The 14,076-nt window shown below is 45.1% G+C and carries 18 protein-coding genes; 9 read left to right on the top strand and 9 right to left on the bottom strand.

Translation table 11 applies throughout. The annotated features are described in order from the left end of the window. Positions 1-97: 97 nt before the first annotated feature. Positions 98-280 carry a hypothetical protein gene (locus JOD82_RS03200; protein ID WP_013312637.1) on the top strand — a complete coding sequence of 61 codons (183 nt, stop codon included), beginning with the start codon at positions 98-100 and terminating at the stop codon, positions 278-280. Between the two features lie 98 nt (positions 281-378). Here JOD82_RS03200 and JOD82_RS03195 read toward each other — a convergent pair whose 3' ends face one another. The 3 genes from JOD82_RS03195 to rlmN form a co-directional block, all read right to left on the bottom strand. Next, on the bottom strand, positions 379-1,311 hold the full coding sequence (locus tag JOD82_RS03195; protein WP_025719854.1) for a dihydroorotate dehydrogenase: 933 nt from the start codon (positions 1,309-1,311) through the stop codon (positions 379-381). After that, complete coding sequence (locus JOD82_RS03190) at positions 1,292-1,993, bottom strand: dihydroorotate dehydrogenase electron transfer subunit (RefSeq protein ID WP_029518821.1); 702 nt, start codon at positions 1,991-1,993, stop codon at positions 1,292-1,294. Before JOD82_RS03190 ends, JOD82_RS03195 begins: the two co-directional genes overlap by 20 nt. Before the next feature lie 139 nt (positions 1,994-2,132). Beyond that, positions 2,133-3,230 (bottom strand): dual-specificity RNA methyltransferase RlmN, encoded by a 1,098-nt coding sequence (gene rlmN, locus JOD82_RS03185; RefSeq protein ID WP_029518822.1) that lies wholly within the window; start codon positions 3,228-3,230, stop codon positions 2,133-2,135. A 249-nt stretch (positions 3,231-3,479) separates the two neighbouring features. On the opposite strand from rlmN, the gene JOD82_RS03180 reads away from it, so the two are divergent. Further along, positions 3,480-4,349: an AraC family transcriptional regulator gene (locus JOD82_RS03180; protein WP_049817051.1), complete on the top strand. Its 870-nt coding sequence runs from the start codon at positions 3,480-3,482 to the stop codon at positions 4,347-4,349. Positions 4,350-4,441: 92 nt separating this feature from the next. Here JOD82_RS03180 and JOD82_RS03175 read toward each other — a convergent pair whose 3' ends face one another. After that, complete coding sequence (locus JOD82_RS03175; protein WP_029518824.1) at positions 4,442-5,347, bottom strand: LysR family transcriptional regulator; 906 nt, start codon at positions 5,345-5,347, stop codon at positions 4,442-4,444. 157 nt (positions 5,348-5,504) lie between these two features. Here JOD82_RS03175 and JOD82_RS03170 point away from each other — a divergent pair, with 157 nt between their 5' ends. Further along, the gene (locus JOD82_RS03170; RefSeq protein ID WP_029518825.1) at positions 5,505-6,245 is read left to right on the top strand and encodes an SDR family NAD(P)-dependent oxidoreductase; all 741 of its coding nucleotides are present in this window, start codon (positions 5,505-5,507) and stop codon (positions 6,243-6,245) included. A gap of 88 nt (positions 6,246-6,333) precedes the next feature. Here JOD82_RS03170 and JOD82_RS03165 read toward each other — a convergent pair whose 3' ends face one another. Both JOD82_RS03165 and JOD82_RS03160 read right to left on the bottom strand, forming a co-directional pair. Further along, complete coding sequence (locus tag JOD82_RS03165) at positions 6,334-6,822, bottom strand: DUF2798 domain-containing protein (RefSeq protein WP_069012370.1); 489 nt, start codon at positions 6,820-6,822, stop codon at positions 6,334-6,336. Between the two features lie 163 nt (positions 6,823-6,985). Next, positions 6,986-7,336, bottom strand: coding sequence for a winged helix-turn-helix transcriptional regulator (locus JOD82_RS03160; protein WP_029518827.1), 351 nt, complete (start codon positions 7,334-7,336; stop codon positions 6,986-6,988). Positions 7,337-7,497: 161 nt separating this feature from the next. On the opposite strand from JOD82_RS03160, the gene JOD82_RS03155 reads away from it, so the two are divergent. Further along, positions 7,498-8,049: an NAD(P)H-dependent oxidoreductase gene (locus tag JOD82_RS03155; RefSeq protein WP_069012287.1), complete on the top strand. Its 552-nt coding sequence runs from the start codon at positions 7,498-7,500 to the stop codon at positions 8,047-8,049. A gap of 32 nt (positions 8,050-8,081) precedes the next feature. Beyond that, on the top strand, positions 8,082-8,792 hold the full coding sequence (locus tag JOD82_RS03150; protein ID WP_069012288.1) for an SDR family oxidoreductase: 711 nt from the start codon (positions 8,082-8,084) through the stop codon (positions 8,790-8,792). Positions 8,793-8,906: 114 nt separating this feature from the next. On the opposite strand, the gene JOD82_RS03145 is transcribed toward JOD82_RS03150, so the two are convergent. After that, positions 8,907-9,635 (bottom strand): YheC/YheD family protein, encoded by a 729-nt coding sequence (locus tag JOD82_RS03145; protein WP_312887661.1) that lies wholly within the window; start codon positions 9,633-9,635, stop codon positions 8,907-8,909. A gap of 278 nt (positions 9,636-9,913) precedes the next feature. Between JOD82_RS03145 and JOD82_RS03140 the strand changes: the two genes are divergently transcribed. From JOD82_RS03140 to JOD82_RS03125, 4 genes are all read left to right on the top strand, one after another. Further along, positions 9,914-10,459 (top strand): glutathione peroxidase, encoded by a 546-nt coding sequence (locus JOD82_RS03140; RefSeq protein ID WP_165145594.1) that lies wholly within the window; start codon positions 9,914-9,916, stop codon positions 10,457-10,459. A gap of 132 nt (positions 10,460-10,591) precedes the next feature. Next, complete coding sequence (locus JOD82_RS03135) at positions 10,592-11,170, top strand: TetR/AcrR family transcriptional regulator (RefSeq protein ID WP_209947548.1); 579 nt, start codon at positions 10,592-10,594, stop codon at positions 11,168-11,170. A 30-nt stretch (positions 11,171-11,200) separates the two neighbouring features. Continuing rightward, positions 11,201-11,941 (top strand): SDR family oxidoreductase, encoded by a 741-nt coding sequence (locus JOD82_RS03130; protein ID WP_029518834.1) that lies wholly within the window; start codon positions 11,201-11,203, stop codon positions 11,939-11,941. A gap of 36 nt (positions 11,942-11,977) precedes the next feature. Then, a complete protein-coding gene (locus tag JOD82_RS03125; protein WP_029518835.1) occupies positions 11,978-12,514 on the top strand; it encodes a Crp/Fnr family transcriptional regulator in 537 nt (178 codons plus the stop codon). Here the strand turns inward: JOD82_RS03125 and JOD82_RS03120 are convergent. Both JOD82_RS03120 and JOD82_RS03115 read right to left on the bottom strand, forming a co-directional pair. Continuing rightward, positions 12,447-12,968: a DinB family protein gene (locus JOD82_RS03120; RefSeq protein ID WP_080658672.1), complete on the bottom strand. Its 522-nt coding sequence runs from the start codon at positions 12,966-12,968 to the stop codon at positions 12,447-12,449. The two genes, JOD82_RS03125 and JOD82_RS03120, sit on opposite strands and share 68 nt — an antisense overlap. A 67-nt stretch (positions 12,969-13,035) precedes the next feature. Further along, positions 13,036-13,980 (bottom strand): helix-turn-helix transcriptional regulator, encoded by a 945-nt coding sequence (locus JOD82_RS03115; RefSeq protein WP_029518836.1) that lies wholly within the window; start codon positions 13,978-13,980, stop codon positions 13,036-13,038. Positions 13,981-14,076 lie beyond the last annotated feature (96 nt).

Below are 14,076 nucleotides of genomic sequence, written 5' to 3'. Positions count from 1 at the left end.
CTCATGATCCTTTACCTGAAATAAAACTTTATGCTGAATAAGGAAAGATCAAATCTCCATAATAAGGACGTATACCTAACGAAAGGGAGGATCACGGATGATTGACAATCTCGAAAGCAATTACAACTGCGCTAATGCAGGACAAGACCTTCATCAGCTCAAGCAGGAACTCGCTGCGCTTCAGGAACAAGGTGCAAACGACCAGGCGTCCGAGGAAGCCATTCATCGGCTGGAAAATCAAATTTCGTTCATCTTGAACAAGTGCGATATTAACCACTAATGGCGTTTGCTGTTTGGTCAAATAAAAAACAAAACCGGCTTGTCTTTTAAAGACAAGCCGGTTTTATATGAATTAGTGTATGCAAAATGGTTCCAAATTTACAAAATTCCCCGTATCTCATCCAATGACTGCACCTTTTCCCGCTGCATCCATTGTTCAAGGCCATGTACCAGCTCGGCCCCTGCATGTAAATGGACAAAATTGTACGTTCCTACCTGAATGGCAGCGGCCCCTGCCATGGTGAATTCAATAATATCTTCCACTGAGCTAATCCCGCCCATCCCGATCACCGGAATCGACACCGCCTGTGCCACCTGGTGAACCATACGCAAAGCAATCGGCTTAATTGCCGGGCCGGAAAGACCCGCATACGTATTGGCAAAAACACTACGACGCCGACGTATATCAATTTTCATCGCAGAAAATGTATTGATCAACGAAACTCCGTCTGCGCCTTCTTCCTCGCACATAACCGCCATCTGCGTGATATTCTCTGCGTTGGGAGACAGCTTGACAACCAACGGAAGTGCCGTCACATTGCGCACCTGACGCACAACCTCCCGCGCTACCTCCGTCTGGATACCAAATTGCATTCCACCCTGCTTCACGTTGGGACATGAAATGTTCAATTCCAGCATATCAACGCCTCTGCGGTTCATCGTGCGACGCTTTTGTGCATTTTCCGTAATCATCGCTACGGCCTGAACATATTCCTCCAGATTGGAACCGCCCACGTTGGCAATAACAGCCGTGTTCCAGTGAGTCATGTCATCCAGTTCATCCTTCAAAAAGGCGGCAACACCCGGATTCTCCAGCCCCACACTATTGAGCATGCCGGATGCTGTCTCATGTATTCGTGATCCCGTATTACCAGCCTTCGGATGCAGGGTTAGTCCCTTGCCGACGATGCCGCCCAATAATTCAGGAGAATAAAATTCCGCATACTCCCGTCCGAATCCAAACGTACCGGAAGCCATGATGATCGGGTTCTTGAACGGTACACCCGCAATATTACACGCCATGGAGATCATCGAACTCCACCTCCTCCACCGGGAATACAGGCCCTTCTTTACATACCCTCCGATTGCCTCCACGGGTACGCATCGTACAGCCCAAACATGCGCCAATACCACAGGCCATGTGTCTTTCAGTTGAAATATATAAGCGGGACGACGTATCCACCGTTTTTATAGCGAGTGCTTGTAACATCGGAGTTGGCCCGCAGGAAAACATATTTGCATAGAGCGTCGGATCGATCTGTTCGACGATACTTCCCCCTACCTTGACCTGTACAGATGCCGCCACAGCTTCGAACGCTTCAACCCCGAAGGCTTGCTGTGCAAACCCTAGATAAACATGCGCATGCGGGTAATACTTTGCAGCCAACAGCAACGGAGCTGTACCCATGCCACCGCCGATTAAAGCCAAACTGCCCTCTACCTGCGGAAAACCGTTTCCGAAAGGTCCTTCTAACTGAATTTCCTGACCAGGCTGTAATTGGGAAAACAAATTTGTCCCCTCTCCAACAACCCGATACAAAAAGGAAATACTCTCTTCCCCGATATCATAAATGCTGATGGGTCTGGGCAGCAGTGGGTAACCTGTCCCGCTGCGCAGCATGTAAAACTGCCCCATGTTCCCTTTAAACTTTCCCTCTATTTTCATCACATAAATGCCCGGAACGAGCGCCACATTCGAAATTACGTTAGCCATATAACCCCTCCACTAACCACTCACTATAACGTAAAAGCAGCAACTATTACGTGACTATTTTCACATTTCTGGGTAACATTTCGCCCTACGGCTCGTGATATAAAAAAGCGTACTCCTGTTAGAGAGTACGCTTGTGTATTTAACTAATGGCTTCGCGCTCCGTATTGCGGCTACCCTTGGCATCCTTGCGGATTTGTTTGCTGCGTAGCTGTCCGCAGGCTGCGTCAATATCGACTCCATGCTCCAGCCGAACACTACAGCTAATACCTTGTTTCTTCAGCACATCATAGAAGCCCGTAATCGACTCCGACTCACTCCGCTGGTATTGGCTATGCTCATCCACTGGATTGTACGGAATGAGGTTGACATTGGCCAGATTACGACGATGGCCCACCAGCTCAGCCAGTTCGAGCGCATGCTCCTTACCGTCATTAACATCCTTCAGCAAGATGTACTCCAGCGTAATTCGACGATTTGTTTTGTCCAAATAATAATCAATGGCCTGCATGAGTTTCTCAATCGGAATCGCCCGGTTGATCTTCATAATGCGAGTACGAATCTCATTATTCGGGGCGTGGAGGGAGATCGCCAGATTGACATGGAGGTCTGAATCTGCAAATTCAATGATTTTATCAGCCAATCCGCTTGTGGAAACGGTAATATGCCGCGGCCCAATCGCTAGCCCTTTGTGATCCTTAATCACCCGAATGAAATCGGACAGGTTCACGAAGTTATCAAACGGTTCGCCAATTCCCATCACAACAACATGACTGACCTGGTCGCCCGGGCGTTCCTGATCCAGATACAGCTGGACCTTCATAATTTGCTCTACAATCTCACCACTGGATAGGTCGCGGCTCTTCTTCAACAATCCGCTCGCACAGAAGCTACATCCAATATTACATCCTACCTGTGTAGTCACACATACGGATAAGCCAAACTTATGCCGCATCAATACCGTCTCAATCAAATTACCATCCTGAAGCCGGAACAAGAACTTGACCGTCCCGTCTGCTGACTGTTGCTTCACGTGTTCTTCAAGTGTTTCAATGGAAAAGTGCTCTGCCAACAGGCGTGTACAATCCTCATGAACCTCTGCCATCGCTGCAAAATCAGTAACCCGCTTCCGGTACAATGCGTCCCATACCTGCAATGCCCGGGATTTCTTATGCCCATGCTCGATGAGCCATGCTGTCAATTGATCTAGCGTTAATCCATAAATGGATTCTTTTTTCATGTTCGATCCTCTTTTCAAAACAATCAAATTCGTATTTCTATATATAAACCCTAGCCATCACGACTCGTCTCAACGATCATTGCATCATAGCATGTTTAAGCAATCTGCGCTATTTAAACGCCTCTTTCATTGTCCCAAATTTTAATTATGAACACAAGGGGGCAGGCACATTGTTTTTCCTGTTCAACAAGAGCACGCAAAGACAGGATTACAGATACTCCTAATGATATGATTACAACCAAGGAGGTGATGCGGTTGGAATGGTTGCTTCGGATCAAGAACGCACTGGATCTGATGGAAGAGAGAATGCAGCAGCCACTCGATATCGATGAAATTGCAAAGGCAGCCTATTCGTCTCCTTTTCATTTTCAGCGAATGTTTCATATGCTAACTGGCTTCACGGTAGCAGAATATGTGCGCAAACGTCGATTGACCTTGGCTGCTCAGGAATTGAGTCTTTCTTCCGCCAAGGTGCTGGATGTAGCGTTCAAATACGGATATGATTCCCCCGAATCTTTCTCTAAAGCGTTCCGAAAGATACACGGTATTTCTCCCTCTGAGGCCAGAAGCCCTGGGGTGAACCTGAAAGCCTTTCCACGCATCACCTTCCATCTATCGTTGAAGGGAGATCAGGAAATGGATTACAAAATTGTAGAGAAAGCGGCCTTTACGGTCATTGGCAAGTCCATTCAAGTCACCACTAAGAACGGCGATAATCTTCGAGAAATCCCAAAATTCTGGAACGAACTGAATGCGGATGGTACATCAGATCGGATTCATGCCTCGGGAACAGGCGACGATATACTCGGTATTTGTTTGGATTTCAAGCATGGGGAAGAAAAATTCACGTACCTAATTGCCGCAGAAGGCAGCGAGGATGTAGCGACCGCAAATGGGCTGGAATCCAGAACCATTCCGGCTTCAACCTGGGCAGTGTTTACATCCATCGGCCCTATGCCTCAGTCGATCCAAAAGGTATGGCAAAGAATTTTCCAAGAATGGTTCCCTGCCAGTAATTATGAGCATTCAGGCGGGCCGGAACTGGAAGTGTATACTATGGGAGATTCACATGCTGAAGACTACCGAAGTGAAGTTTGGATTCCGATTAAGAAAAAGTAAACAAACCGAACCGACTGCGTATTGCAGTCGGTTTTATACCGTACTGCATTTACATCGTACGGTGACAGATAACACACTTCCCTGCATACTCGTTACCCTAGCTCAATGCACCGAGAACCATTCCCAAGCTCCTCTTTCAACACAGAATATAGCCTTGAACCTGCCGGCTTTAGCGGATAGTCTGTTGCTTTGCAAGAAAGGCCGAAGGTCATATCGATCATGCTACCGCTTAATTCCCTCACCGCTGTTCCTGCCGGGACAGAACTGACCAGAAGTTGTGGCACAAGTGCAATCCCTAAATCGCTTTCCACATAAAATTTCAGAGCCGTCATGCTGCCAATTTCCATCGTATTTAACGTGGTTATTCCATATTCCTTCATGACCATTTCAAGTTTGCGACGATAGGGACAAGTAGCCGACGTAATAAGCAACCGCTGCCCCTGTAAATCCTCCGGCCCAATGTTTTCTTTTTCCGCAAGCGGGTGATTTTCAGGCATTAAAACTACAAATTTCTCCCTAAATAAAGGCTCAAAATATAGCTCTGTGCCCAAATCTGGTGTGGAACACAGCGCTAAGTCAATATCCCCCTTGAGAATACGCTCGCTTAAGGTAGGGGTATTTCCAAACTCAACAGAAACCCGAATGTTCGGATAATGGGTTAAGAAACGTTTTAAAATTCCTGGTAGTCGATAACTGGCAGTCGGTTCGGTCACTCCTATACGAATGTCGCCTGCGGTCCCTCTTTGCAGATTGTCCATATTTTCCTGCAATTGCTCCATATCCTTTACAATATGTAGACTTTGCTCGTAAAACATCCTGCCCGCTTCAGTTAACTTTATTTTCTTGCCCCGTTCGATCAGTTGAATTCCCATATCGGACTCCAGCTTCTGTATTTGCATCGTCACGGTAGATTGTGCATAATTCAACTCTTCCGCTGCACGCATAAAACTTCCGTAATTCACAATCATTTGAAATGTTTTGAGTGTTTTAATGTCCATTATCAGACTCCTGTATAAACAATTGATTCAATTTTATTGAATTATAAATTCATTTAATTCAATTATACAGAATACAATACCTCCTCTACAATGATACATATCAGATCGTATTATTTTTCAGACGCAAATGAACTGGATGGAGAAGGAGCGAATTTACATGGATTTACATCAAAAAGTAGCATTGGTTACAGGTGGAGGTACAGGAATTGGGAGAGCCGTGTGTATGGCCTTGGCAGATCGAAAAGCTACAGTAGTCGTAAACTATTCCCGCTCTAAAAACGATGCAGAGGAAACTGTACGTATGATCCTTGAAAAGGGCGGACGTGCTATCGCATTACAGGCAGATGTTTCCCGAGATCAGGAAGTTCGAACTATGGTTGACCAGATTGTCCAGCAATTCGGTACGATTAATATACTCGTGAATAACGCTAGCATTACACATCACATTCCGATGGATGATCTGGAGGCAGCCACGGAAGAGGTATGGGATGATCTATTTGATGTAAATGTAAAAGGCATGTTTTACTGTGCCAGAGCCGTAGCTCCTTTTATGAAGCGTAGTAAACAAGGAGCTATCGTCAATCTGGGAAGTATAGCAGGGCAAACAGGGCTAGGTTCTTCGCTTCCCTATGCGGTATCCAAAGCGGCCGTCCACGGGCTGACCAAATCTTTAGCACGGGCACTTGCGCCGGATATTCGCGTCAATTGCATCGTGCCGGGAGCTGTAGCGACAAGATGGTGGTCAGGCAGGGAAGAGCAAATGAAAACATTGGCTCCTCATTTACTCCTACAGCGCATTTCCACGCCCGAAGATATCGCCAGCATGATCTGCTCTGCTTTGGAACAGGAAGCCATGACAGGCCAGATTATTACGGTAGACAGCGGACAAACACTGTAAAGATATTGGGACTTCTGAGTAAAAACAAGCCGCCTTCTCAGACAGAAGGCGGCTTTTGAGCTATCGTATACCGTCGTTAAACTACGTTTTAGCTTAAAGATACCGCAATTCGTGTACCTTTCACGAATTTAGCAAATAAGTACCGAACAAGCGGCCCTACAATTAAGAGCTGCAGAGGGAAAGCAAAAATAAAATTCTTAAAAACTAAAGATAAGTAATTTTTAAATAATGAATCTCCCGAAAGACCATTAAAAAAGTAAGCTGTCCCCAATCCATAAAGTGACATACAGAGAACCATTCCAATGACCATACAGCATGAAAGGGACAGAATCACAAATACCTTTTTGGATTTATCGTATGGTAATGAGAAGGCTATTTTCTTTGCTAATGGACCGACAATAAATAGTTCCAATACGAAAGCAATGATAAAACATAAAATAAATTGAAAAACCATTACTTTTAGAGAGATTGTGCCAATCAAGTCATTTGTATATAGATTATAAAATGTCATGAATACGACCATCCCCAAGCACATCATGAAACCAAAGTAAAAATCTTCTTTCTTCGTCGTTGGCAATTCCATCATCCCTTCTGTGTACCTTGGTAATTATATAAATAGTCGAAACCTCCACATAAGTGAACTTTCTGTGAACTTTTTGGCAAACGTTTTCTTTTTTAGAATATAAGAAATAGGCATCGTTCAGCTCAACGATACCTTGGAATGTTGCAGTTCATATCCCTCAATGATCTGCTTTTAAATCTAAGCCAAATCTCTTCAGCTCAATAAAAACACCTTCAAGTCGCTTCCCTTTTTCCGTTAACGAATATTCAACACGCGGGGGAACCTCGGCATATACCTTTCTCTCTAACAGACCGTTATCTTCAAGCTCTTTCAGGCGTAGGGAAAGCGTTTTGGGACTAATCCCCTTCATGGACTTCTGAAGTTGGCTGAATCTCAGTGTTCCTTCGATAAGCAGGTCACGGATGATTAAAAAAGTCCATTTCGTTCCGATCAAATCAAGTGTTTGGGCAATAGGGCACGGCTTGCCGGGTATTCCTTTGGTCAATTCAATAGGTTCTTGGTCGTGCATAGGAACTCCCCCAAAAATTATCTGTTAAATCCAATGATATCACAATAGTTCCTTTAGGGAAACTATATGAATTAAATATCACTACTTCCCTAAATAAACTTACTACATATACAATATCGCTGTAGCAACTAACGTTTTCTCTAATACAAGGAGGTGAAGAGATGAAAAATATACTAATCATTAACGGTCATCAAAAATATGATTCGTCTGAAGGGAAATTGAACCAAACATTGATAGACAATATGGTGCGTCTCTTAAGTGAAGAGAACAAAATCAAAATAACGTCTGTTCAAGACGGCTATACCCTCAGCGAAGAACAAGAAAAATTTTTATGGGCGGATGTAGTCATTTACCAAACCCCCATCTACTGGTTCAGCGTTCCTGGATTATTAAAGACTTATATGGATGAAGTCTATGCTTACGGTATATTCTTCACGGGTGCTCATGAATATGGGAGCGGAGGTTTATTAACCGACAAGAAATATATGTTCTCCACAACTTGGAATGCTCCGGAAAAAGCCTTTAATGATCCAACTCAATTTTTTAATGGGGCTAGTCTAGAAGCTGCACTCCGTCATTTGCATTCTGCGCATACATTTCTCGGTATGAAGCCCTTGAAAAGCTTTGCATGCTACGATGTTATTAAAAATCCAAATATACCCAAATTTATTGCTGATCTTGATACACATCTACAAGCCGTATTACATGATTAACAAATCCAGATGAATACTAGGAGGGAATCCATTTGCAAAACCAAAAGATTGTCATTATTGGTGGAAGCTCAGGTATTGGTTTAGAAACAGCTAAGCAAGTCATTTCGCTTGGAGCGGAAGTGGTAATCGCCAGCCGCTCGGAGGATAAATTGCACAAGGCCAAGGAAATGCTGGGCCCTCGTGCTGTAATACATGTGCTGGACACGTCAGATGAGCAGCAGGTAAAATCTTTCTTCGAAAAAGTCGGCCCCTATGATCATCTTATCGTTAGCGCGGCAGAAACATCAGGTGGGTCATTCCTTCAGTCGGAGACAGATCAAGCCCGCAAGCTATTCGAAAACAAATTTTGGGGACAGTATTATGCAGCTAAATACGGGGCTTCCCAACTCTCAGCCGAGGGTTCCATTACCTTATTTTCAGGAGTGGTGGCTTACAAGCCGATGATCGGCTCCTCTGCGCTCGGTGCTGTGAATGCAGCCGTTTCGAATCTTGGTCAAACCTTGGCGTTAGAGCTTGCTCCCATCCGCGTGAATGTCGTCTCACCCGGCATTATTGACACACCTTCCCGTAGCAAAATGCCTGAAAATACACGCAATCAATTCTATGATACGGTGGCACATAAGCTTCCTGTGAAGCGAGTTGGACTTGCGGAGGATGTTGCACGAGGCGTACTTTATTTGATTCAGAATCAGTTTGTGACCGGAACAGTTCTTCATGTGGATGGCGGACACATTTTAACATAAAAGCATGGTCTTAGATTTGTCAGTCATTTAACAAAAAAAACGGAGAACGCTCCCGCACCTTGCTTGGGCGTTCTCCTCCTTTTCTTATCCATGAATGATTTCACAAACTTTATCCTAATGATGTATACGACGTTTGTTTCTCAAGATGTTGCGAATCATCTTGTGATTGGGGAGCTGCCTGAACAACATATGTCCGGGATGCGGATTGGCCTCGATAATCCAAATTTGGCCGCTCTTCTCAATAGCAAGATCAATGCCCAGCTCGCGAACCGGATGATTTTTATCTATCGTGTCGGCAATGATTCTAGAAAGCTCGGTGACCTGGTCCAGAATCTCTTTCATTTTTGTTCTGTCATTTTTAAAGACCCTTAAAAGCACTTTGGACAACGGCGCCGCATGTCCTCCCTTCCGATAGTTGGTAACGACTTTTCGAGGTGCAGCGACACGGCCAGTTATTCCTGAAATGACCCATTCCGATTCCGGCTTCTGCATATACACTCTGGCATCAAAAATGGAACCTTTGTACTTGGCTAACTTAAGTCCTTGCTGAACCAAATAACGACGATGAGGTCGCCGATAGGTTCTAACTGCTCTTCTTACAGCGTGGGATCTAACGACTCTGCGACTGGAGCCACAACGAACTTCATATTTCCTCCCCAGCTTTTTCGCACGTATGATGCCAGTCCCTCCACTCCCATAATTAGGCTTGATGAAGACTGTGCGATAGGTATCCAGCATCCTTAAAGTCCTTGCATTACTGATCCAGCGGGTTTCGGGCAAGTGAGCACGTAAAATGGGATGTTGTCGCATTTCCTTGTATTGAATCATCTTTCCAATGGGCACGAATATCCCTCGATTCTGTTGGGTTTTTGCACACACTACATGAATATGCATCTATATTCTATCTTGGTAACGGCGAATGCCACAGTTTGCTATGAAGAGGCAAATCTCCTACTTTCTCAAGTCGAGTCTTCTTTGGTTTCAAGAGAGAGATGGACAATGTGTCTTTACATGACAAGATTATTGCAAATACCTATAAGGTTGATTCCAATAATATATTAGACCAATAACAATTCTGGATATATGATGTATTAAAAAATAATATGAGGAGGAACGTTAACATGTCTATTTATGATTTTCAAGCAACCTCAATTAACGGGGAACCGATTGAACTCTCAGACTATAGAGGTAAGATTCTCCTTATTGTAAACACTGCCAGCATGTGTAGCTTCTCCAGTCAATTCACTGACCTGCAAAAGCTCTACGAAAAACGGAGGGAACAAGGTTTTGAAATCCTTGCATTTCCTTGTAACCAATTCAATAAAAAAGAGCCGGGTAGCAATTCGGAGGTTCAGGGAATTTGCCAAATTAACCATGGAGTAACCTTCCCACTATTTGAGAAGACGGATGTAAGAGGCTTATCTCTTCATCCTTTATTTCAATATCTGACCCAACAGGCACCGTTTCAAGGCTTCGATATCCAGACCAAAGACGGTCAATGGATGGAGGATTTCCTGCGGGATAAGTATCCGGATATATACGCTGGCGACGGTATCAAGTGGAATTTTTCTAAATTCTTGGTCGATCGCGATGGCCATGTGCAAGGGAGATTTGAAGTAACAACGGAGCCCTGGGCCATTGATCCCGTCATCGAATCGTTATTGTAGTATTTCTGTTCACTTCTTTGGATTCTTTAAAAAAAGGGTATCAAATGACAAAAACGAATATTTGTCATTTGATACTCTTTGTGTTATCCTGACTTCAAGGAGGTGACTCACACGGCATTTGACCGTGTCCCTATGGAAAAATCCTCAGATGTGCTAACCAAGGAACAGATTCTTATCGCTACAGAAGACACACTTAGACGTTTTGGTATAGCCAAAACCTCCGTGACCGATGTTGCCAAAGTATTGGGAGTAAGTCATGGCACCATTTACCGACACTTTAAAAGTAAAGCCGAGCTTCTTGAAGGCGTGACCGAAAAATGGCTGAATGAAAAGATTATTGGCCCGTTAACGGAGGTCTGTCAGAATTCATCTATACTGGGAACGCCACATTTAAAACGATATATACGGACCTTGGTCGAACTTAAGCAGTATTATGCCCGCGACGACGAGGAAATGTTTGAGATGTATACGAGGGTCACCGAGCAAGCCGCTGATTTAATCGACCAGCATATCGCCCACATTGTGGATCAGCTCGCTGACATCATTGCACGCGGGGACATCATATCAGATCAGCCAGCCCAACTGGCGCGTACCCTTTTCTATGCCACATCCCGTTTTCATCATCCCGCTCATGCTTACGAATGGAAGAATCCCGTGATTAATCGGGAGTTTTCGGATGTGTGGATGCTTTTAGAAAAAGGAATCACTTAAAATAGATATGGAAGGAAGGTCCAAACACATATGAAGCATTTGGACGGAAAAACAGCAATTATCACCGGGTCCTCTAGAGGAATTGGACGTGCCATTGCCGAGCAACTGGCTGATCTGGGCGCTAATGTAGTCATCAATTATGCCAGCAGTCCGGACAAAGCTCAAAAAGTCGTGGAGAGGATTATTCAAAAAGGCGGCAAAGCCATAGCACTTCACGCTGATCTGGGCAAAATGAGTGATATTGAAGCATTATTTACAAATACGATTGCTGAATTCGGTAAAGTGGATATTCTGGTTAACAACGCTGGGCTGATGATCACCCAACCTCTGGCTGAGGTAACCGAAGCTGACTTTGACAAACAATTCGCACTGAATGTAAAGGGCACCTTCTTTGCCTGTCAGCAAGCCATGAAATATATGGAGAACTACGGAAGAATCGTGAACCTGTCTACATCCGTGATCGGACAAATGTTCCCGACCTATAGCGTATACGCAGGTACCAAGGGCGCAGTGGAGCAATTTACCCGTCAGCTAGCCAAGGAATTCGGAAGCAAACAAATTACGATCAACGCCGTGGCTCCCGGTCCTGTGAACACCGAGCTTTTCCAAGCTGGAAAAACCGAGCAGCAAATCGAAGGCATGAAAAAAATGAATGCTATGGGTCGGCTCGGCGAACCGGAAGATATCGCTGATGTGATTGAGTTTCTGGTCAGCGCCAAATCACAGTGGGTTACCGGGCAGACAATCCGCGTCAATGGCGGGTTCATCTAAAAAGCTGGAATACATGGAATGGAGGTTATTACGTTCATGATGTTACACAAAGGTGAGACCTTATTTCGACAAGGAGAATCTGGCCCTTTATATCACCTCAAGAGCGGCTTGTTAAAAATTGTCCGAGTCCATGAAGACGGCTCGCAAATTTTAGTTAATGTGATTGTGCCCGATGAAATCATCCCGCACCACTCCCTGATCAGCCCCAATCCTTATTATGGTACAGCAGTCGCGCTGGTAACCTCTGAGGTTGAGGTTCTGTCACAAAAAGAATGGTATCAGGCGCTGGAGCAAGACCCGACTCAATGTCGGGCTATCGCTTTACAGCTACAGGATAAGTTGCGCATGATGCAGCAACGAATTGACCAGCTCACCGAGGTGTCACCTGCCGAAAAGCTTCGGAAGCTTCAACGCTGGTTCCACTCCTACATCGCACCCGCCACGTTAACGGACGTGCTGACGCAGGAGGAAATCGGCCAGTTTATCGGGCTACGCCGGGAGACGATTAATCGGCTATTGCGTGCTTCAAGCGCTCCTTCTGCAAAAGATGATGACGATAATGCATCTCGATGAGCGAAAACCACTCTCCAGCATTCAACGCGCCGAATCTGGGATGAGAGACGGTAGAAAGCCCTGTTGATTTCCCAACGATCGGCTCAATCTCTCTCATTTTACGGATCACAGCATTTAAACCCTCCACAATTTCTTCTTTGCTCGTCGGTTGTGGGGGAGTATACTGCGGAGATGGTGGAACTTGGATACGTATGGGCGGAAACCCTCCTAGATTAAAAACGGCCGTACCCGCCTCCGTTTTAACCCCTGTCTCCCCATTAGGCTGTAGACAAACATCAATGTTCTTCAGGTGCATATACAGAGCAGAGTTCACCAAATGAAGATACATTTGTCCAAGCGACCATTGGTCCTCCTGCGGTGTGTACTGCAATTGCTCCAAGCTAAAGCTGTCCAATTCAAGAAGATAGTGTTGTGCCGTTTCTTCAAAACGCTGCAATGTTTCGGTAGTATTCATATATTAGTAACTGCCCCTCTCTATTAAAGTAGCTTTACTATACAAAAATGCTACTGACAGCATTATGTCAGTAGCATTTCAACATTTTTTCCACTTCCGCACGTATCCGCTCCCGGAGCGACTCAGGCTCCAGCACAACCATATCCGCGCCCCAGCCAAGTATCCATTGCAGTAATTCCTCCGGCTGTCTGACGCGGAAAAGTATATGCAATCCATCTGCACGCTCCTCTATAGCCTCCATATAAAAGTTGTTCGCTTCCTTCACCTTATCTGCGATATCGGAACGTGCTAGTATGCGAACAGTCACATGACGGTCATCGGTTTGCTTATAATCCTGCAAATGAAAATCGACAGGCAAATGAAACCTGTCCTCCAGTACCATGAGCTCGTCCATACGTGACAGACGGAAATGGCGAAGCTGCTGCCGCAATTCACATTGCCCGATTAATACCCACGAACCACGAAGCAATACCAGACCATAGGGAGCGACCACACGCACACTTTGACGATTCCCGTCAGCCTCTGGCATTCTTTTGGAGTAACCAAACCGTACCATTCGTTTTTCCAATACAGCAAGACGCAGCGTTTCCAAGTAGGTTTTCTCTCTATGGTTTGCCCCTTCACCCACAGCGAGCAATCTCATGGTTGTACGCACCCGGGAAACTTCCCTGCGGACGCTCTCTGGTAAAATGGCTTCAATTTTCCTGCGGGAGGTTTGCGCCTTGATACCGTAGTCTGTATCAAATTTTTGTTCGATAAAATCCGTCCCGATTAGCAACGCCACAGCCTCTTCTGCGGTAAAGCTCACTGGGGGCAGGAAATACCCCTCCATCAAGGAATATCCAATGCCCGGTGCTCCTACAATCGGTACGCCCGATTCGCTTAGAGCCTGAATATCCCGATAGATGGTTCTCACACTCGTTTCGAATATAGCTGCCAAATCCTCAGCTCGTAAAATATCCTTACGCTGCAACTCTAGCAAGATCGCTAGCAAACGATCTGTTTTGTTCATACCATGGCCCCTCTCTGGAAGGATCTAAAATGCAGAAATACAAAAAAGCAATAAGGGCAGTACAGTCACTGCGACTTATTGCTCTTTTTTTCATAC

Source organism: Paenibacillus sp. 1182 (assembly GCF_017833915.1).
Classification (GTDB): Bacteria; Bacillota; Bacilli; order Paenibacillales; family Paenibacillaceae; genus Paenibacillus; species Paenibacillus polymyxa_D.
This window is presented reverse-complemented; position numbering and strand designations above follow the sequence as displayed.

Excerpts from the sequence above, each read along its gene's own strand:
- JOD82_RS03160 (WP_029518827.1), bottom strand. The coding sequence starts at position 7,336 with ATGCACGACCAAGAACCTATTGAATTGACCAAAGGAATACCCGGCAAG.
- JOD82_RS03170 (WP_029518825.1), top strand. The coding sequence starts at position 5,505 with ATGGATTTACATCAAAAAGTAGCATTGGTTACAGGTGGAGGTACAGGA.
- JOD82_RS03140 (WP_165145594.1), top strand. The coding sequence starts at position 9,914 with ATGTCTATTTATGATTTTCAAGCAACCTCAATTAACGGGGAACCGATT.
- JOD82_RS03190 (WP_029518821.1), bottom strand. The coding sequence starts at position 1,993 with ATGGCTAACGTAATTTCGAATGTGGCGCTCGTTCCGGGCATTTATGTG.
- rlmN (WP_029518822.1), bottom strand. The coding sequence starts at position 3,230 with ATGAAAAAAGAATCCATTTATGGATTAACGCTAGATCAATTGACAGCA.
- JOD82_RS03120 (WP_080658672.1), bottom strand. The coding sequence starts at position 12,968 with ATGAATACTACCGAAACATTGCAGCGTTTTGAAGAAACGGCACAACAC.
- JOD82_RS03125 (WP_029518835.1), top strand. The coding sequence starts at position 11,978 with ATGATGTTACACAAAGGTGAGACCTTATTTCGACAAGGAGAATCTGGC.
- JOD82_RS03180 (WP_049817051.1), top strand. The coding sequence starts at position 3,480 with ATGCGGTTGGAATGGTTGCTTCGGATCAAGAACGCACTGGATCTGATG.
- JOD82_RS03130 (WP_029518834.1), top strand. The coding sequence starts at position 11,201 with ATGAAGCATTTGGACGGAAAAACAGCAATTATCACCGGGTCCTCTAGA.
- JOD82_RS03175 (WP_029518824.1), bottom strand. The coding sequence starts at position 5,347 with ATGGACATTAAAACACTCAAAACATTTCAAATGATTGTGAATTACGGA.
- JOD82_RS03195 (WP_025719854.1), bottom strand. The coding sequence starts at position 1,311 with ATGATCTCCATGGCGTGTAATATTGCGGGTGTACCGTTCAAGAACCCG.
- JOD82_RS03135 (WP_209947548.1), top strand. The coding sequence starts at position 10,592 with ATGGAAAAATCCTCAGATGTGCTAACCAAGGAACAGATTCTTATCGCT.
- JOD82_RS03115 (WP_029518836.1), bottom strand. The coding sequence starts at position 13,980 with ATGAACAAAACAGATCGTTTGCTAGCGATCTTGCTAGAGTTGCAGCGT.
- JOD82_RS03155 (WP_069012287.1), top strand. The coding sequence starts at position 7,498 with ATGAAAAATATACTAATCATTAACGGTCATCAAAAATATGATTCGTCT.
- JOD82_RS03200 (WP_013312637.1), top strand. The coding sequence starts at position 98 with ATGATTGACAATCTCGAAAGCAATTACAACTGCGCTAATGCAGGACAA.